The sequence below is a fragment of the Pseudomonas sp. S36 genome (assembly GCF_016647875.1).
Taxonomy (GTDB): domain Bacteria; phylum Pseudomonadota; class Gammaproteobacteria; order Pseudomonadales; family Pseudomonadaceae; genus Aquipseudomonas; species Aquipseudomonas parafulva.
Genome location: NZ_JACVVG010000036.1, coordinates 1 through 18644 on the forward strand (window position 1 = coordinate 1; position 18644 = coordinate 18644).

At 63.6% G+C, this 18644-nt stretch carries 12 protein-coding genes; 8 read left to right on the forward strand and 4 right to left on the reverse strand.

Annotated features, from left to right (window positions below; genetic code table 11):
* Positions 1-447: 447 nt before the first annotated feature.
* A complete protein-coding gene (locus IAE36_RS18015; protein WP_201213850.1) occupies positions 448-2559 on the forward strand; it encodes a putative bifunctional diguanylate cyclase/phosphodiesterase in 2112 nt (703 codons plus the stop codon).
* 15 nt (positions 2560-2574) lie between these two features.
* Here the strand turns inward: IAE36_RS18015 and IAE36_RS18020 are convergent, their stop codons facing one another.
* Positions 2575-3399, reverse strand: coding sequence for an aldo/keto reductase (locus tag IAE36_RS18020; RefSeq protein WP_060481821.1), 825 nt, complete (start codon positions 3397-3399; stop codon positions 2575-2577).
* Between the two features lie 246 nt (positions 3400-3645).
* Here IAE36_RS18020 and IAE36_RS18025 point away from each other — a divergent pair, with 246 nt between their 5' ends.
* Both IAE36_RS18025 and katG read left to right on the forward strand, forming a co-directional pair.
* Positions 3646-4524, forward strand: a complete 879-nt coding sequence (locus tag IAE36_RS18025; RefSeq protein WP_201213851.1) for a DMT family transporter — start codon at positions 3646-3648, stop codon at positions 4522-4524.
* 110 nt (positions 4525-4634) lie between these two features.
* Positions 4635-6893, forward strand: coding sequence for a catalase/peroxidase HPI (katG, locus tag IAE36_RS18030; protein WP_201213852.1), 2259 nt, complete (start codon positions 4635-4637; stop codon positions 6891-6893).
* Positions 6894-6929: 36 nt separating this feature from the next.
* Here katG and IAE36_RS18035 read toward each other — a convergent pair whose 3' ends face one another.
* The gene (locus tag IAE36_RS18035; protein ID WP_201213853.1) at positions 6930-9122 is read right to left on the reverse strand and encodes a TonB-dependent siderophore receptor; all 2193 of its coding nucleotides are present in this window, start codon (positions 9120-9122) and stop codon (positions 6930-6932) included.
* Positions 9123-9360: 238 nt separating this feature from the next.
* Between IAE36_RS18035 and IAE36_RS18040 the strand changes: the two genes are divergently transcribed.
* Complete coding sequence (locus IAE36_RS18040) at positions 9361-10578, forward strand: aminopeptidase P family protein (protein WP_201213854.1); 1218 nt, start codon at positions 9361-9363, stop codon at positions 10576-10578.
* On the opposite strand, the gene IAE36_RS18045 is transcribed toward IAE36_RS18040, so the two are convergent.
* Positions 10559-11563, reverse strand: coding sequence for a GlxA family transcriptional regulator (locus tag IAE36_RS18045; RefSeq protein WP_201213856.1), 1005 nt, complete (start codon positions 11561-11563; stop codon positions 10559-10561). The genes IAE36_RS18040 and IAE36_RS18045 overlap by 20 nt on opposite strands.
* 52 nt (positions 11564-11615) lie before the next feature.
* Between IAE36_RS18045 and pssA the strand changes: the two genes are divergently transcribed.
* From pssA to IAE36_RS18065, 4 genes are all read left to right on the forward strand, one after another.
* Positions 11616-12944 carry a CDP-diacylglycerol--serine O-phosphatidyltransferase gene (pssA, locus tag IAE36_RS18050; RefSeq protein WP_201213858.1) on the forward strand — a complete coding sequence of 443 codons (1329 nt, stop codon included), beginning with the start codon at positions 11616-11618 and terminating at the stop codon, positions 12942-12944.
* A 102-nt stretch (positions 12945-13046) separates the two neighbouring features.
* Positions 13047-15593 (forward strand): bifunctional diguanylate cyclase/phosphodiesterase, encoded by a 2547-nt coding sequence (locus IAE36_RS18055; protein WP_201213861.1) that lies wholly within the window; start codon positions 13047-13049, stop codon positions 15591-15593.
* Between the two features lie 126 nt (positions 15594-15719).
* Complete coding sequence (locus IAE36_RS18060) at positions 15720-16856, forward strand: GGDEF domain-containing protein (RefSeq protein ID WP_236409014.1); 1137 nt, start codon at positions 15720-15722, stop codon at positions 16854-16856.
* A 210-nt stretch (positions 16857-17066) separates the two neighbouring features.
* Positions 17067-17354: a hypothetical protein gene (locus IAE36_RS18065; protein ID WP_201213864.1), complete on the forward strand. Its 288-nt coding sequence runs from the start codon at positions 17067-17069 to the stop codon at positions 17352-17354.
* Between the two features lie 47 nt (positions 17355-17401).
* Here the strand turns inward: IAE36_RS18065 and IAE36_RS18070 are convergent, their stop codons facing one another.
* Complete coding sequence (locus tag IAE36_RS18070) at positions 17402-18559, reverse strand: mechanosensitive ion channel family protein (RefSeq protein ID WP_201213865.1); 1158 nt, start codon at positions 18557-18559, stop codon at positions 17402-17404.
* Positions 18560-18644: the final 85 nt, after the last annotated feature.

Sequence of the window (18644 nt, forward strand, 5' to 3'; positions counted from 1 at the left end):
TTCGGCGCGGTCCTCCCGGGAGCAAGCCCGGAGCGAGGGAACCCCGGAGCGTAGCGTAGGGGCCGGATGACGGGAGCGGGGCGGCTTTGGTTACTTTGGCCGTGACCAAAGTAACCCGCCGTAAGGGCGGAAAGGTGACTAAGCGCCACTTGCGCGAATGAATATTTGCGCGGTGTCCGCGCCTACACTGAATAAGTTCACAACTCAGCGTTCAAGGCGGAAAACTTTTTGTCGTGGCTATACAGACCGGACACAGGGTGGACACGTCTACGGGCACATGGTTGACACTGTCAGGCCCCCACCACCACTCAACGCAACCCGCCGCTCGGCAGGCCAAATGGCCACCACCCTTCACAAAACCTTCATTAGCGGCATAATGCCATCATTGATCAAAGGCCGGCCCTGCCGCCAGTCAACGCTCGCCTCCCCAGGCCCAGGTAAAAACCCATGCCGCTAGCCGCAAGCCCCGACGCCATGTACCGGCTGCTGATCCAGAGCGTGGTCGACTACGCCATCTACATGCTCACACCCGAGGGCCTCGTCGCCAATTGGAACCCCGGCGCGCAGCGCGCCAAAGGGTATAGCGCCGATGAGATCGTCGGCCAGCATTACTCATTGTTCTACACCGAAGCCGAACGCCGCGCCGGCGCACCCGCGCATAACCTGGCCCAGGCCCGCAGCACCGGGCGTTTCGAAGAAACCGGGCTGCGCCTGCGCAAGGACGGCAGCGCCTTCCGGGCGCATGTGGTCATCGACGCGGTGTATGACGATGAAGGCAACCTCGTCGGGTTTGCCAAGGTCACCCGCGACATTACCGAGCGCTACCAGCAAGAGCAGGCGTTGCTGCAGGCCAAGGAGCTGGCCGAGCAATACAGCCAGGAGATGGCCAGGCTCTCGCAGTTTCTTGACTCGGTCATCGCCAATATCCCCGCCAGTGTCATGGTGCTGGGGCTGGAGAGCCAGCGTATTCTGCTGGCCAACCAGCAGGCCCGGCGCCTGTTCGCCGTGCCGCAACAGCCCATGGTCGGGCAGTTGCCAGCAGAATGCCTGGCACCTGGCGCTGCGGCCTACGTGCAGCAACAGCTGGCGCGTGGTGCCCGCAGCACCAAAGGGCATGCGGCTGAAACCCGGGTTGATACCGCCTGTGGCCCACGCATGTTGCGCAGCCGTACGCTGCTTAGCCAGAACCGGGAAGGGCAGGCCGACTACGTGCTGTTCGTGGCCGAAGACGCCACCGAGCAGCTGGCAGCCCATGCCCAGATTCACCACATGGCTCATCATGATGCGCTGACCGGGCTGCCCAACCGCACCCTGTTCAGCCAACGGCTGGGCCAGGCACTGCTGCGCGGTGGCGAGGCGGGTAAGCTGACGGCTGCCCTGTGCCTGGATCTGGACCACTTCAAGAACATCAACGACTCGCTGGGCCATGCCTTTGGCGACAAACTGCTGCGGGTCTTGAGCAAGCGCCTGCGCCGAGAGTTGCGCGAGCGCGACACCCTGGCGCGCCTGGGGGGTGATGAGTTCGCCATCGTGCTCACCGGCCTGGATAGCCGTGAGGCCGCTCACAATACTGCCCAGCGCCTGATCAATGCGATCACGCCGCCGTTTCAGATCGAAGGGCACCAGTTCAGTGTGGGGGTGAGCATCGGCGTTGCCATCGCGCCGGATGATCACCAGCACGCTGACCAGTTGCTCGGCTACGCCGACATGGCGCTGTATGAGGCGAAGCGCAACGGGCGTAACCGTTATGAGTGTTTCGCCGTGCAGCTGGATGTAGCGGCGCGTCAGCGTCGCTTGGTGGAAACCGACCTGCGCACGGCCTTGCACTTGGGCCAGTTGCAGCTGCACTACCAACCCGTGGTGGATCAGCTGACCAGCAGCGTGACAGGCTACGAGGCATTGCTGCGCTGGTTGCACCCAACGCGCGGTATGGTGATGCCAATGGACTTCATACCCATTGCCGAAGAAACCGGGCTGATCCATGAGCTGGGCACACGGGCGCTGAACCTGGCCTGCCAGGAAGCAGTGCGCTGGGACAGCGAGCAGACGGTATCGGTAAACCTGTCGCCCGTGCAGTTCAAGAACGCCAACCTGGTGCACACTGTGGCGTTGGCGCTGGCGGACTCAGGCCTGCCGGCGCAGCGCCTGGAGCTGGAGATCACCGAGTCGGTGCTGCTGGGCAACAGCGACGAGAACGTGCGTGTGCTGCGGGCGCTGAAAGACCTGGGCGTGTCCATTTCGCTGGACGACTTCGGCACGGGGTACTCTTCGCTGGGTTACCTGCGATCGTTCCCGTTTGATCGGATCAAGATCGACAAGTCGTTCGTGCATGACATGTGCGACAGCCCCGAGGCCATGTCGATCATCCGCGCCATTACTGGCCTGTCCAACAGCCTGATGATCAAGACCACAGCCGAAGGCGTCGAGTCGGAAGAGCAGCGCAAGCGGCTGGCGGCCGAGGGCTGTTCGCACTTGCAGGGCTACCTGTATGGCCGGCCCGTGCCTGCCAGCGAGCGTTTGAAGCACATTGACGTGGCGGGCTCGCCACAACCCGCCTGAGCGCCAGCGTGCCGCTTAGCTGTTCCAGTCCGGCGCGAACGCTGGGCTGACCACGCGCTGGTCCTTGGGCAGTGCGGCGATTGCCGCCCGGTCTTCGTCATCGAGCTGGACCTGCAGTGAGCCCAGGTTGGCCAGCTGGTTTTCGCGGCTGCTGGCCTTCGGAATCACCGCCACCCCGTCCTGGTCCAGCAGCCACTTCAGCGCCACTTGGCTGGGCAGCACCCCGTGCTTGCGGGCGATAGCCTGGATGGCCGGTTGTGCTGCCGCCTGGCCGCGGGCCAGCGGGGTATAGGCGGTGAGCAGCAAGTCGTTGCTGCGGGCGTAGTCCAGCAGCGCCTGCTGGCCGAGCAAAACGTGGTATTCCACCTGGATGGCCGACAGCGGCGCACCCAACGTCTCGATCACCTGGCGTAGCAGGCCCAGAGGGAAATTGGCCACCCCGATGTGGCGCGCCTTGCCCTCTTCGCGCAGCGCCACCAGGGTTTCGATGCTGCGCGCCAGGTCCCAGTCCTTGCCCGGCCAGTGGATGTGGAACAGGTCCACGTGCTCGGTGCCCAGCGCCCGCAAGCTGGCTTCGAGCGACTGGCGCATCGCCTTGGGCGACAGGCTGTCCCACCACACCTTGGTGGTCAGGTGGATCTGCTCGCGCGGCACGTGGCTGGCGCGCAGTGCCGCACCCACATCTGCCTCGTTTTCGTAGGCGGTCGCGGTATCGATGTGCCGGTAGCCCAACTCCAGCGCTTGAACAACCGCCTGGGTGCAGGCGGTGCCTGTCATCGGCCAGGTTCCCAGGCCGACTGCCGGCAGGGCCAGCCCGTTGTGAGTGGTGAGCGTGTGCATTGAAGAATCCTTGTATGAACACTGGGTGCCTGCCCGATGGTGAGCGATAGGCAGGCCACGGGCCACGCCGGCAGGCGGCAAAGTGGTCGATTAACGCACACAAATTGACCTGAGCCGGCCCAGGCGGCGATTGAACTTCCTTCTGGTCGCGCATCTCTTCTAGAATCCCAGTGCTGCCCCCGCACGGCATTGCCCGCGCGGCATTCAAACGGCGCCACCTGGTGTGGCGCCCCCATCGAGAGAGCCATGAGTTCCAGCACCCCGCTGTCCGGCGTCAACCAACCCCTGCGCGGCATCGCGCTGGTGGTCGGGGCCACGTTCCTGTTTGCCAGTCACGACGCACTGTCCAAGTTTCTCGGCGGCCTTTATCCGATCGTCATGGTGGTGTGGGCCCGCTATGTGGTGCACACCCTGTTGATGGCCGGCATCTTCCTGCCCAAGTCGGGCCTCAATGTGCTGCGTACGCGCCGCCCGGTGCTGCAGACCCTGCGCGCCCTCAGCCTGCTCAGTACCAGCCTGCTGTTCACCACTGGCTTGCAGTACCTGCCATTGGCCGAGGCCACGGCGGTCAACTTCCTCGCCCCGGTGCTGGTCACCGCGTTGTCGGCACCCCTGCTCAAGGAGCGGGTAACGGTAGGGCAGTGGGTGGCCGTGGTGTTGGGCTTCATCGGCGTACTGGTGGTGGTGCACCCGGGCGGGGCCATGTTTACCCCGGCCATCCTGTTCCCGTTCGGTTCAGCGTTGGGCTTTTGCTTCTACCAGTTGCTCACGCGCATTCTGGCGGCGCACGACAGCCCCACCACCAGCAACTTCTACGCAGGGCTGTGCAATACACTGGCAATGAGTGCCCTGGTGCCGTTCTTCTGGGAGACGCCCCGGTGGGACCATGCGCTGCTGATGCTGGCCCTGGGCGGCTTCGGCATGACCGCCCACTTGCTGCTGACCCAGGCGTTCCGGTTCGCAGCGCCGGCGCTGCTGGCGCCCTTCAGCTACTGCCAGATCGTGTTCGCCGGCCTGCTTGGGGTGCTGTTCTACAGCCAGGTACCCGACACCCTTAGCCTGGTGGGCATCATGGTCATCTGTATCAGCGGCCTGGGGGCGGCCTGGATGCAGCGGGGCAAGTAGTCGAGAGCGTCAGGCTATCGCCCCGCAATAGCCATTCTATTAGACCTCTGCACGGCCTCGGCTAGGCTTTCGGGTGGGAATCTGGACAACCGACCTGAAGGTATCCGCAGATGTCGAACGAACCGAAATGCCCGTTCCATCAAACCGCCGGTGGCGGCACCACCAACCGTGATTGGTGGCCGGACCAGCTGAACCTGAGAATACTTCACCAACACGCGTCCCTGTCTGACCCCATGGGCGCTGATTTCGATTATGCCAAGGCATTCAAGAGCCTGGATTTCCAGGCGCTGAAGGCCGACCTGACAGCGCTGATGACCGACTCGCAGGCCTGGTGGCCGGCCGACTTCGGCCACTACGGGCCGCTGTTCATCCGCATGGCCTGGCACAGCGCCGGGACCTACCGCACCGGCGATGGCCGCGGGGGTGCGGGCTCTGGCCAGCAGCGCTTTGCGCCGCTCAACAGCTGGCCCGACAACGTCAGCCTGGACAAGGCCCGGCGCCTGCTGTGGCCAATCAAGCAAAAATACGGCAACAAGATCTCCTGGGCCGACCTGATCGTACTCACCGGCAACGTCGCCCTCGAATCGATGGGCTTCAAGACCTTCGGGTTTTCCGGTGGCCGTGCGGACGTGTGGGAGCCAGACGAAGATGTGTACTGGGGCTCGGAAAAGGTCTGGCTGGGCGGCGACACCCGCTACGGCAAGGAGCAGGCCAAGGCCCAACCCCCCGGGGAGGGCGACCTGGTGGCCGAGCCGGCCAAGCACGGCGAAGAACAGAGCCGCAACCTAGGGGGTGAGCGCAACCTTGAGAACCCCCTGGCCGCCGTCCAGATGGGGCTTATCTACGTCAACCCGGAAGGCCCCGAGGGTAACCCCGACCCGGTCGCCTCAGGCCGTGATATCCGTGAAACGTTTGGCCGCATGGCCATGAACGATGAAGAAACCGTGGCACTGATCGCAGGCGGCCATGCTTTCGGCAAGACCCATGGCGCCGGCCCAGCCGACAACGTCGGGGCCGAGCCCGAAGCTGCGGGCCTGGAGCAGCAAGGCTTCGGTTGGGCCAGTACGTTCGGCACCGGCAAGGGCGGCGATGCCATCACCAGCGGCCTGGAGGTGACGTGGACGTCCACCCCAACCAAGTGGAGTAACGAGTACCTCACCAACCTGTTCGCCTTCGACTGGGAACTGACCAAGAGCCCGGCAGGCGCGCACCAGTGGCGGCCGAAAGATGGCAAGGGCGCCGGCACTGTGCCCGACGCCCACGACCCGGCGAAGCGGCACGCGCCGATGATGCTCACCTCGGACCTGGCCCTGCGCTTCGACCCCGTGTACGAGCCTATTGCCCGGCGCTTCAAGGACAACCCTGACCAGCTGGCGGACGCTTTCGCCCGCGCCTGGTACAAACTGATCCACCGGGACATGGGGCCGCTGGCGCGTTACCTGGGCCCGGAAATGCCTGCCGAAGAGCTGCTCTGGCAAGACCCCATCCCCAAGGTGGACTACCCGCTGATCGATGCGCAGGACATCGCTGCGTTGAAAACCCGAATACTGGCCAGCGGCCTAGCGGTCGGGGACCTGGTGGCCACTGCCTGGGCGGCGGCCTCCACGTTCCGCGGTTCGGACAAGCGTGGTGGCGCCAACGGCGGGCGCTTGCGCCTGGCTCCACAGAAAGACTGGCCAGTGAACCAGGGCACCGACAAGGTGCTGGCAGCGCTGGAAACGGTGCGGGCCGAATTCAATGCCGGCGCCAAGCAGGTGTCGCTGGCAGACCTGATCGTGCTGGCGGGCGTAGCAGCGGTGGAGAAGGCGGCGGCTGACGCTGGCCACAGTGTGACCGTGGCCTTCCGCCCCGGGCGCGCTGATGCTTCGCAGGCGCAGACAGATGTGGAGTCGTTCGCCGTGCTGGAGCCGGTGGCTGATGGCCTGCGCAACTTTCTCAAGGCCCGCTACAGCGTCAAGGCCGAGAAGCTACTACTGGACAGGGCACAACTGTTGACGCTTACAGCGCCGGAACTGACTGTGCTGGTGGGCGGTTTGCGGGTGCTGGGGGCCAACCACGCTGGCAGTACTCAAGGGGTGTTCACCGACAAGGTCGGCGTGCTGAGCAATGATTTCTTCCGCAACCTGCTGGACATGGGGGTGGAGTGGAAACCAACCTCTGCGGACAACGAAGCCTTCGAGGGCCGCGACCGCACCACCGGGCAGGTGAAGTGGACGGCCAGCCGGGTCGATCTGGTGTTTGGCTCCCATGCTCAGCTGCGGGCGTTGAGCGAGGTGTATGGCAGTAGCGACGCGCAGGGCAAATTCGTTCGGGACTTTGTTGCAGCGTGGGAGAAGGTGATGGAACTGGACCGTTTTGACCTGCGGTAGCTGAGGTGTTGGGGCCGCAAAGCGGCCCCAGCAGCATCAGAAGCTGTATTTCCCCGTCAGCATCAGGTTGCGTGGCGCGCCGTATACATCCCCGCCGTAATACACCGAACTCGAAATCGCCGAGTAATAGGTGCGGTCGAAAATATTGTTGGCGTTGAGCTGCAGGTCCAGGTGCTCGTTGACCTTGTACCCTGCCATCAGGTCGGTGGTGGCGTAGCTGCCTTGCTGCAGGCGGTAGCTCGCCCCGGTCGCCGTCGTGAAGTCGTTGTACATGCGGCTCTGCCAGTAGACGCTGCCCCCAACGCGCAGCTTCTCCAACGGGCCCTGGAACCTGTAGGTGGTCGAAACCTTGAACAGGTGTTCAGGCATGTCGGTGTCGAAGCGCTGGTTTTCGTTTTGCGGGTTGGACGAGTCTTTAACGTAGTGCGTACGGGCATAGGTATAACCGGCGCCCACCTGCCAATTGGGCAGCAGTGCACCCTGCAGTTCGAAGTCGACACCCTGGCTACGGATTTCACCGGAAGCCACATAGCAGTTGTTGGGGTCCGCGCAGCCTGCCAGGCCCGCCCCGGTGACCTGAACGCCGCGGTTCTCCTGGTCTACCCGGAACACCGCCACGCTCGCGTTCAACGCACCGTCGAAGTATTCGCCTTTCAGCCCGATTTCATAGTTCTTGCCCACCACCGGCTTGAGGATGCTGCCAGCGGTGTCCTGGTAGCTTTGCGGGTTGAAGATATCGCTGTAGCTGACATAGACCGAGTGGTGATCGTCCAGTTCGTAGATCAGGCCGCCGTAGCGGGTCACATTGCGGGTGACCTTGTAATCGGCTGCCGAATCGTCCTTGCTGTCGTAGTCGTACCAGTCCAGCCGGCCGCCCAGGATCAGTTTCAGCGGGTCGGCCAGGCTCAGGCGAGTGGTCAGGTAGACGCCGTCCTGGGTGGTGACTGCCCGGCTGCTGCCCGAGCGTTGAAAATCAGGCTTGCCAGCCTCCAGCGGCCAGTACATGTCATAAGGCGCATAGTTTTTTTCCTTGAGGTCGGCGACGCGTCGGCTGGCGCCCACCACCAACTCGTGCGTACGGCCAAATGCGTCGAATGGGCCGCTTACGAATGCGTCCACCCCGGCCTGCTTCTGGTCATGCCTGGACTGATAAACCGTTCGGGCCAGGCTCAGGTCCTCAGCCCACCGCGATAGGTATGACCCGGAAAAGGTGGCCTGCTGGTCGCTGTAGTTGGCGTTGACCTGCAACTGCCAGTCATTGGCCAGGCGCTGGCGCAGTTCTGCAAACACGGTGTCTATGTTCTGGTCCTTGTCTTCCCATGATGTGCCAGGGTTGTAGGAGCGTGGCAGGTTCAGGTGATGGCCATCCAGGCCAACCATGGAGGCACCCCAGAAATAATTGGTCTTGTCCTTCTGGTGCGAGAAGCCGAGGGTGAGGGTGGTGTCTTCGCTCAGGTCGGCCTCGGTCACGGCATAGAACAGGCCATGGTCCTCGTCGACATCGTCCACGAAGCTGCCATTGTCACGGTACGAGGCCACTACCCTGCCACGCAGCGTGCCGCTGTCGTTCAGCGGGCTGGAGGCATCCAGTTCGCCGCGGTAGTCGTCCCAGCTGCCGGCGGCGCCGGTGAGGGTGAGTTTCTGTTCTGCCAGGGGGCGTTTGCGCACAAGGTTGATGGCCGCAGAGGGGTTGCCGGCCCCGGTCACCAGGCCGGTGGCGCCGCGCACGATCTCCACGCGGTCGAACATCGCCAGGTTAGGTTGCGAACCCACGGTCCAGCCGCTGTAACCGCTGGGGATACCGTCATACATCAGGTTGTCGATGTCGAAGCCGCGGGCCGAGTAGGTTTGCCTGCCGGGGCCACTGGAGAAATCGAGGAACAGGCCCGGCGTGTTTTTCACCACATCGTTGATGCTGGTCATGCCCTGGTCATCCATGCGCTGACGGGTGATGACGGTGGTGGCCTGCGGTGTTTCACGCAGGGTCATTGGCAGCTTGGTCGCAGTCGCCATGGCGCCAGTGGTGTAAGACGCCGAGCCCTCTGTAACGCTGCCCAGCTGGGTGTTCACGATCTCGGTTGCGCCAAGCTCCAGGGTACCGGGGGTATTGGTTGGCGCCGTCTTGCCGCCGTCGGCAGCTTGCGCAGGCGTCAGAGTAGCCAGGCAGATGGCTGCGGCCAGCAGACTGCGGGCATGGCCAAAACTACGTGATGAGGCCGGGTGCGTCATGAAGGCTATTCCGAATGAAAAATAAGGAGCGAATGAGAATATTTGCTACTTGATATGTCAAGCGCCTTGTATCGAAACGGCCTGTCTTTTTCGCAAAGCTGTGCTGACACGTCGGGGGAGGGGGTTACTGCCAACTTCGGGTCGGGTGAATACAAGCGTGCACCACACCTTTTTGCTGCAATGGCTCACAGGGCGGCCGGCCTGAACAGCGTGCTCACCATTACAAGGAAGCCAGAACATGCAACTGCCCAGCACCCTTCGAATCCGCAATGGCAGCAAAACCGAACCCACGTTCAGTGCGCAGGAATATGCGCGCCGGCACGCCAGCCTGCGGGCGCTGATGGCCGCGCAGCACATCGATGCCGCGGTGTTCACCTCGTATCACAACGTCAATTACTACAGCGATTTTCTGTACTGCTCGTTCGGTCGGCCCTATGCGCTGGTGGTGACCCATGATCAGGTGATCAGCATCAGTGCCAACATCGACGGTGGGCAACCCTGGCGCCGCACCGTGGGCACCGACAACATCGTGTACACCGACTGGCAGCGGGACAACTTCTTCGTTGCCGTACGCCAGGCGCTGCCACGTGCCAGCCGCATAGGGGTGGAGGACGACCACCTCAACCGGGTCAACCACGCCAAGCTGGCCGCGTGCTACCCCGATGCCGAGTTGCTGGATATCAGCGCAGGCTGCATGCGCCTGCGGCTGGTCAAGTCAGCCGAGGAGCAGGCGCTGATCCGCCAGGGCGCGCAGGTGGCCAACGTCGGCGCGGCCGCTGCGCTGGAGGCATTGGCCGAGCAGGTGCCGGAATACGAGGTGGCGCAGCAGGCCACCCAGGCCATGGTGCGGGAGATTGCCCGGCGTTTTCCGCACGCCGAACTGATGGACACCTGGACGCTGTTCCAGTCCGGGCCCAACACCGATGGGGCGCACAACCCGGTGACCAGCCGCCGGGTCGGCAAGGGCGAGATCCTCAGCCTGAACTGCTTCCCGATGATCAGCGGCTACTACACAGCGCTTGAGCGTACGGTGTTTCTCGACCACTGCCCGGATGAATACCTGCGGCTATGGCAGGCGAATGTGGAGGTGCACGAAGCGGGTCAGCGGCTGGTTCGCCCGGGTGTGCGCTGCTGCGACATTGCCCACGAGCTGAACGAGATTTTCCTGCGTCACGGCCTGCTGCAGTACCGCACGTTCGGCTATGGCCACTCCTTTGGCGTGCTGTGCCATTACTACGGGCGCGAGGCCGGGCTTGAATTCCGAGAAGACATCGAAACAGTACTGGAGCCGGGCATGGTGGTGTCGATCGAACCGATGATCATGCTGCCCCAGGGCCAGCCGGGGGCCGGTGGCTACCGCGAACATGACATCCTCATCGTCACCGAGGACGGGGCGCAGAACATTACCGGCTTCCCCTATGGCCCCGAGCACAACATCATTCGCACGCGGGGGTGAGGCGGGCCCGGCGGCGTTGCGCGGAGGGTGATTCGCCGAACAGGCGGCTGAAGCTCTTGGAAAAGTGCGCCGGCGAGCTGAACCCGCAAGCCAGCGCCACCTCGCCCACCGGGGCATCGCCGTTCAGCAGCAGGTGACGCCCCCGGGCCAGGCGCAGTTGCAGGTAATACTGGCTGGGCGTGCGTTGCAGGTGCTGGTTGAACAGGCGCTCCAGCTGGCGCACGGTTACCTGGCTGAGGCTGGCCAGTTCTTCCACTGCCAGGGGCTCCTCAAGGTTGGCTTCCATGAGCGCCACCACCTGGCTGAGCCTGGGTTGTGCACTACCCAGCAGGGTGCGCAGGGACACCCGCTGGGGCTCGCGCTCGCCGCGTACCCGGTCGCACAGCATCAGCTCGGCGGCTTTGGCCGCCATGTCGACGCCCTGGGGTTCGCGGGCCACCAGTTGCAACATCATGTCGATCGCCGCCACCCCGCCAGAGCAGGTGTAGCGGTCGCGGTCCAGTTCGAACAACTGCTGGGAGATGATGATGCTGGGGAAGTGTGCTTGTAGTGTCGGCAGGTCTTCCCAGTGGATGGTGCAGCGGTAGCCATCCAGCAACCCTGCCTTGGCCAGCAGGTAGCTGCCGGTGCAGATGCCGCCCAATGGCACACGCTGCCGGGCCAGTTGCTGCAGCCAGCGTACCAGTGGCCGGGTAGCACGGCCGCGTTCGATGGGGTTGGGGCCAACCACCAGTACGGCATCGAGTGCGGGGGCACGGGCAATGCTGCAGTCCGGGAGCACGCGCATGCCGTTGCTGGCAACCACCGGGGCGTCGTCTGCCGCGAGCAGCACGCTGCGGAACACCGGCTGGTGGGCCGCCAGGTTGGCCATGCGCAAGGTTTCCACCGCCGATGCCAGGCCGATCGTGGTGAAGTTGGGCACGATCAGAAAACCAAATGTCTTCAACGTGCCGGGCTGCGGTTTTTCCGACGCGGGGTGGACCATTGCGCGATTCCTGTGCAAGCTGGGGCACAGTTTGCCGCGAAGGTGACCGCAAGTGAATCCTGAAACCCTGTTGGCTGACCTGCCAGGCATTGAGCTGACCCCCGACGCGATACAGGTGCTGCCCGATGCAAGGGCCTACCGTGACTGCCTGCTGGCGCGTATCGCCGCCGCTGAGCGGCGCATTGTCATCGTGGCGCTGTACCTGCAGCAGGACGAGGCGGGGCAGGCAGTACTCGATGCGCTGTACCGGGCCAAGGCCGCCAGGCCAGCGCTGGACATCACCGTGGTGGTCGACTGGTTCCGCGCCCGGCGCGGCCTGCTGGGTGCTGGGCGGCAACCCGGCAATGCCGCCTGGTATCAGGCCCAGCGCCAGTTGCAGGGCCTGGACGTACCGATTTACGGCGTGCCGGTGCAAACCCGTGAGCTGTTCGGGGTGTTGCACCTCAAGGGCAGCATCATCGACGACTGTGTGCTGTACACCGGTGCCAGCCTGAATAACGTCTACCTTCACCACTTTGACCGCTATCGCCTGGACCGTTATCACGTGTTCCAGTCGCCGGCCCTTGCCGATGCCATGGCCGGCCTGGTGCAGCGCCTGCTGCACCCTGTGGCCACACCGCGTCTGGACCTGCCCGAGCCGCCCGCCACAGGCAGCCTGCGCAGCGACATCCGCCGCCTGCGGGCGCGGCTTCGGCGGCTGGTGTATGAGGCTGTACCCAGTCGCCCAGGGCAGGGCATGCGGGTTGTGCCGCTGCTTGGCGTGGGCCGGGGCAATACCTTGAACCGTACGGTGTGTGCGTTGCTGGCCGTGGCGCAGCAGCGCATCGTCATCTGCACCCCGTATTTCAACCCGCCCAGGGCGGTGATGCGGGAAATCGACCAGGCCCTGGCGCGGGGGGTCGAGGTGGAGCTGATCGTGGGCGACCGTACCGCCAACGATTTCTACATCGCCCCGGGGGAGCCGTTCAGCGCGAGCGGTGCGTTGCCTTACCTGTATGAAGACAACCTGCGGGCCTTTGCCCGCCGCCGGCGCGTGTGCCTGGCCAGTGGGCAGTTGCAGATCCGCATCTGGAACGACCCCGGCCATACCTTCCATGCCAAGGGCATGTGGGTAGACCAACGCTACTCATTGCTGACCGGCAACAACCTGAACCCGCGTGGCTTCAACCTAGACCTGGAAAACGGCCTGCTGATCGACGACCCGCAGCGGCAGTGGCTGGCGCCACGGGAGGCGGAACTGGCCGCACTGCGCCGGGTCGCCCCCGCTATCGGGTCGGCAGATGAACTGGGTATCAAGGCCGATCACCCCAAGCCCGTGCGCAAATTGCTGCGCAGGCTACGCTATAGCCGGTTGGAACCGTTGATCAAGCGGGTGCTTTAGCGGCCAGCAAGGGTGTAGTGCGCAGGCCGGTGGTCAGTTGTTGCGATCAACGTGATGGGCTGTGAGTCAACCCTGTGGACCTCGGCTAAAGGCGCTCACGGAATGGAAGCAACGTTTGGCAATGATTCGCCGCGCAGTCACGTGGTTCGCCAGCTGATCCTGGCGTTTTCCGGCCTGCTGTTGCTGGCCCTGGTGCTGGGCATGGTGTCGCTGTACCGCATCGCACAGGGGCTGGACGAGCGGGAGCTGGTGCAAAGCCGCTTCCACGCCGAATCTGCGCTGGTGCAGTTGCAGAAAAGCGAGCGCAGCTACCTGTGGACCCACGCGGCCTGGCAAGCGGCCTACGACCACCTTGTGGTGGCGGTAGACCCGCATTGGGCGTTCGAGGAAGACAACGTCGGCGCAACGCTGTTTACCGAGGACGGCTACGAGGGCGTATTCGTTCTCGATGACGACGGTACACATTACGCCGTTGTTCGCGGGCGCCTCAGTGATCAGGGCCTGGAGCAGTACAGCGCCAGCAGTGGCCGTATCTTGCAGCAGGCACGGGAGGCCGTGCAGCGCCAGCAACCGGCGTCCGGTTACCTGGTATTCGCCGGCCAGCCAGCGCTGTTCACCGCCGCAGTCATTCGCCCACCAACGCTTTCTCACCACCTGCCGGCGCCTAAAACCGTGCTGGTGTTCATTCGGGTGCTGGCGCCGGCGGTTCTGGGCCAGCTCGGGCAATCTGTCGGGCTGGCAGAGTTTGCGGTCACTGCCGGTGCCCAGCCACCAAAAGGCAAAGGGCACCTGCCGCTGGAGGCGAGCGGCCACAGCCTGACCTGGCACATCGAGCAGCCTGGCAGCGCGTTGATCCGCGCGGTGTTTGGCCCCTTGATCGTGGCGGTGCTGATCATCGTCTTGATCATGGCGCTGTTTGCCCGCTATGCCATGCGCACCAGCGCCGGCATCGACCGCAGCCACCGGCAGCTGGCGGCGTCCAAGCAGGCGCTCGAGGCCAGTGAGGCGCGCTTCAAGGCCGTGGCCGAAGCGGCCTCCGACTGGATATGGGAAACCGATGCCCAGCAGCACCTGACCTACTTGTCCCCACGGTTTGCCGAGTTGACCGGGCACCCTGCAGAACACTGGTTGCAAAAGCCCGTCAGCGAGCTATTCGATTGCGAAACCGGGCATGTCGAAACCTGGCTGCATGGCCTGGGCGCCAGCGAAGCCACGGGCAGCTTGCGTTGCCAGTACCACGACCAGGCCGGGCAGCGGCGCGAGTGCCGGGTAGCCGCCAAAGCTATCATCGAACACACGATCTGCAAGGGCTTTCGTGGCACCTGCACCGACATCACCGACGAGGTCACGGCCCACGCCCGTATCCAGCATCTGTCCCAGCACGACCCCCTGACCGGGCTGCCCAACCGCAACAAGTTGTTCCGTTTTCTGGAAGACGCCGGCAAGGCTTCACAGGCGGTGTTGATGCTGGACCTGGACAATTTCAAACCCATCAACGACAGCCTGGGCCACCCGGCAGGGGATGCGGTGCTGATCGAAGTCGCCGCCCGGCTCGGCCAGGTAACCCGGGGCACCGACCTGGTGGCACGCCTGGGGGGCGACAAATTCGTCCTGGTGTTGGCAGGGCCCGGCACACGCGAGGAGGTCGACCGCTTCTGCGCCCGCGTCATCGAGGCGCTAAGGCGGCCGATGGCGATCGACCAGCACCGGGTGCAGGTCGGGGGTAGCCTGGGGGTCGTGCTGTCTGCCGATTACCCTGGCACCCCCAGCGACCTGATTCGCTTCGCCGACGTGGCGCTGTACGGTGCCAAGCAGGCGGGCAAGAACACTTGGCGCTATTTTTCGCCGCAGATGAACACCGCGCTGCTGGACAAACGCGTGCTGGAACAGGAACTGCGCGAGGGCATCCCGCGCGGCGAATTGAGGTTGCATTTTCAGCCACGCTTCAAGGTCGATGGGGTAACCGTCGCCTCCGCCGAAGCGCTGGTGCGCTGGCACCACCCGCGCCTTGGCTTGCTGGCGCCGGACCGCTTCATCCCGTTGGCCGAGGAGTCGGACCTGATCGTGCTGCTGGGCAACTGGGTACTGCATCAGGCCTGCGGTCTGGCCCGAGCCTGGCCGCTGGACATACTGGTTTCGGTCAACATGTCGCCCGCCCAGTTCAGCCGCAGCGATGTGGTAAGGGACGTTGCCGAGGCGCTGCGCAGCACAGGGCTGCCGGCGCACCGCCTGGAGCTGGAAATCACCGAGAACGTGATGCTCAACGACGTGGAAGGCGCCCTGCACACCATGAATGCGCTGAAGGAGCTGGGCGTACGCCTGAACATGGATGACTTTGGTACGGGTTATTCATCCTTGGGCTACTTGCGTACTTACCCGTTCGACAGCATCAAGATCGACAAGCGCTTCATACAGGCGCTGGGCAAACGCAGCAGCGATCGCAGTGTGGTGCAGGCAATCATCAACCTGGGCAACGCAATGGGCATGACGGTCACGGCCGAAGGGGTGGAAACGCCGGAGCAGCTGGCCATGCTGCGGGACGATCAGTGCCATGAAGTGCAGGGTTTTCTGTTGAGCCGCCCGATCGAGAACGAGGCGTTCGTCCGGTTGATGGCAAATAGCCATGCCAATGCCCCGAAAGGTGCCTAGAATCGCGAAAAACCTTTGCGTGCGGCCAGGTGGCCCCCTCTGAAAAGCCATCCAGAGCGCATACAATCGCCGCTTTCATCACCACTCACACGGGCCACACCTTTCATGGCGCTTGATCCACCGACCATGCTCACGATTTCCATCGCCCTGGCTGCCGCGGCGGCGCTTTACCTGGCCATCGAGTGGCGCAGCGTTCGCGAGCAATCATTGCTGTACTGGAGCGCGGGCTTCGCCACCATCACGGTTGGCTGCACCCTCGCCTTGATGCGTGGCATCGGCCTGTTGTTCATTGGCATCTGGTTCGCCAACGGCTTGCTGGTGGTGGCCCACGGGTTGTTTTTGCTGGGTGTGCTGCGCTTTACCCAAGACCGCGTGTCACGGGCGTGGCTGGTGATCGTGGTGATCTGGTTCGCGTTGCTGATGCTGCCGGCCGGGCCGGAGTGGTCGAAGGTGATGCTGATGGCCAACTCGTTGCTGGTGGCGTCGCTCACGCTCAAGGCCAGTTCACTGTTGCAGCCCCATGGTCAGTCGCTGAGCGTGGGGGCTGTGCAGTTGCGCTATGTGCTGCTGATTCATGGTTTGTTCTACGTGATCAAGGCCATCATCGCCATTGCGCCAGGAACGTTGATAGACCTGGCCACCTTTGGTGGGCTGATCATCCAGGTCTCGCTGGTGGAGGGGGCCATGGCGATCATGCTGATTGCCTTGTCCATGACCGGTACGGTGCGCTACCGCCGCGAAGAGCGGATTGCCCGGCTGGCGGCGCGGGATCCGCTCACTGCGCTCTACAACCGGCGTGCGCTGGAGGTGAGGGCAGGGCCATTTTTCAAGGATGTAAGCGCCGTGCGGCCAGGGGCTTTGCTGTTGATTGATATCGACAACTTCAAGTTGGTCAATGACCTGCATGGGCACATCGCAGGGGACCGGTTACTGGTGGCCCTGAGTGAGATGATCCGTGCGGTGCTTCCGGAGCGCTCGTTGGCGGCGCGGCTTGGGGGTGATGAGTTCGTCATTTTGCTGAGTGGCGCGAGTAATGAGCAGGTGCTGGAGCTGGGGGGAATGCTGCGCGAGCAGTTCCAGCAATACGCGCGTGTGACCGTCCCTACAACAGAGGCGGTGACGTTGAGTATCGGGGCCAGTGTGTTCGACCAGGCGCCGGTGAGCCTGGCGGCGCTGATTGAGCAGGGTGATGTGGCGCTGTATCAGTCCAAGCGTGGTGGGCGGGACAGCATTCGGTTCGCCGAGCGCCAGGTCCAGGCCTGAGCCAGCGTCCCTCTTGCGTTCATAGCGATTGGAGCGTGGATTAACGGGGGCCTTTAAGCCAGCGCAACGGGCGCTGGTGCATAGGCATATCGCGTGCGAGTGCTTCATGCGTTTGGTCTGGATTGCGTGAAAAAAGCCGGCTGAATGCAACGTCGCTCAGTCCTACGTGTACACAGGCTTATCTGTGTAGCAGACATGAGGTGAATCACCATGGCTAACAATCAAGACATGCCAGGCACTCAGGGCGGCACGGCAGACACACATGGCACCGACCAAGACCGTGATCGTAGCCCCGACACTGGCCATCAAGGCGGGCAAATGCCCGGCCCGGACATCACGAAGAACCCCAGACCCAATTCTGACCAGGGTCGTCAGGGTGGGATGGGGACTGGCGCAGGGGGTGCCGCAGGCACCGCAGAGATGGATGACGAGGAAACCGGCCGCCAAGGTGGGCACGCCGGGCAGCAAGGTGGCCAGATGAAGGATGATCAGCGCTGAAACTGAGGTGCGCGGCCGAGGCGGCCATTGCCGCCCCGGCACTCCTGTCACCTGGCGGTGAATGAAGCCGCGCGCTCCCTGTTCCCTGTGTGCGTCTGTTCCCTGTCCCGCACGTTGCCGGATCCTGTCGCCTCCTGCGGCAGTGCAGTCACCTTGATGGCCCGCACAGGTACGGCAAATGCGGCGCCGATGCTGGAGAACTTTTCCAGCAGTTGAAAGTTGATGGCCTGCTGGATGTCCATGTACAGGTTGTAGCCTGGGTCCTTGACGATATACACACACTCGAATTCCAACGCTTCCTTGCCAAACCCGCGCAAGTGAGCACGGTCGAAGCGCACCTGTTGCTGAGCCTTGATCGCCTCTTCCACAATGGCGGGCGCCTGTTTCACCGCCTCGGTCGGGGTGTCGTACGACAGGCCAAATTCGAACACGATGCGTCGCTCCTGCAAGCGCTTGTAGTTCTGGATGGTGCTGCCAATCATGTTGGCATTGGCCATGACGATCTGTTCACCGCCCAGGCTGCGGATGCGGGTGGTTTTCAGCCCAACGTGCTCCACAGTGCCCGCCAACGGGCCTATGACGATGAAATCCCCCACTTCGAAGGGCTTGTCCACGGCAATCGACAGTGAGGCGAACAGGTCGCCCAGAATGTTCTGCACGGCCAGCGCAACCGCAATACCGCCCACCCCCAGGCTGGCAACGAACGCGGTAATGTTCACCCCCAGGTTGGACAGCATGGCCAGCAGCACCACCGACCATAGCAACACGCGCGCGCCCCAGGCCGACAGTGTCGCCAGTGCACTGCCCTGGCTGGTGCCGTCGGCGCCGTTGTGCAGGAAGTAGCGGTCCAGGCCCAGGCTGATGGCGCGGTTCACCCACAAGCCGATCTGCAGGGCCGCTACCACGAACCATAGGCTGCCCACCCGGCTAAGCCACCGTTCAGGCAGGTCCAGCATGCTCAGGCCTACCAGCAGTGAAGCGAGGAACAGCAAGGAATTGCTGGTGCCCGACAGCACCCTCGCCACAACGTGACTCAGCGCCCCGGAGTGCTCTGACCAGCGCTGGACCCGGCGCAGTAGAAAACTGATTGCCGCCCTCGATACCAGGAAGGTGAGTACGGCGACCGTGATCGCCAGCAGCAAATTGAGTATGGAGATACCGAACAGCGTGGTGTCGGTGAACAGTGTGATGATGCGATCGCTCATGAAAGGCTTGCCTCCTCCTACTGTGGTTTCGACGGCTTCGCGTGCAGCGCGAAATACAGGCCTCGCAGTGCTTGGTCAGAATTCG

Coding starts and splice junctions, on each gene's coding strand:
- IAE36_RS18015 (WP_201213850.1), top strand. CDS start 448: ATGCCGCTAGCCGCAAGCCCCGACGCCATGTACCGGCTGCTGATCCAG.
- IAE36_RS18020 (WP_060481821.1), bottom strand. CDS start 3,399: ATGCACACGCTCACCACTCACAACGGGCTGGCCCTGCCGGCAGTCGGC.
- IAE36_RS18025 (WP_201213851.1), top strand. CDS start 3,646: ATGAGTTCCAGCACCCCGCTGTCCGGCGTCAACCAACCCCTGCGCGGC.
- katG (WP_201213852.1), top strand. CDS start 4,635: ATGTCGAACGAACCGAAATGCCCGTTCCATCAAACCGCCGGTGGCGGC.
- IAE36_RS18035 (WP_201213853.1), bottom strand. CDS start 9,122: ATGACGCACCCGGCCTCATCACGTAGTTTTGGCCATGCCCGCAGTCTG.
- IAE36_RS18040 (WP_201213854.1), top strand. CDS start 9,361: ATGCAACTGCCCAGCACCCTTCGAATCCGCAATGGCAGCAAAACCGAA.
- IAE36_RS18045 (WP_201213856.1), bottom strand. CDS start 11,563: ATGGTCCACCCCGCGTCGGAAAAACCGCAGCCCGGCACGTTGAAGACA.
- IAE36_RS18055 (WP_201213861.1), top strand. CDS start 13,047: ATGGAAGCAACGTTTGGCAATGATTCGCCGCGCAGTCACGTGGTTCGC.
- IAE36_RS18060 (WP_236409014.1), top strand. CDS start 15,720: ATGCTCACGATTTCCATCGCCCTGGCTGCCGCGGCGGCGCTTTACCTG.
- IAE36_RS18065 (WP_201213864.1), top strand. CDS start 17,067: ATGGCTAACAATCAAGACATGCCAGGCACTCAGGGCGGCACGGCAGAC.
- IAE36_RS18070 (WP_201213865.1), bottom strand. CDS start 18,559: ATGAGCGATCGCATCATCACACTGTTCACCGACACCACGCTGTTCGGT.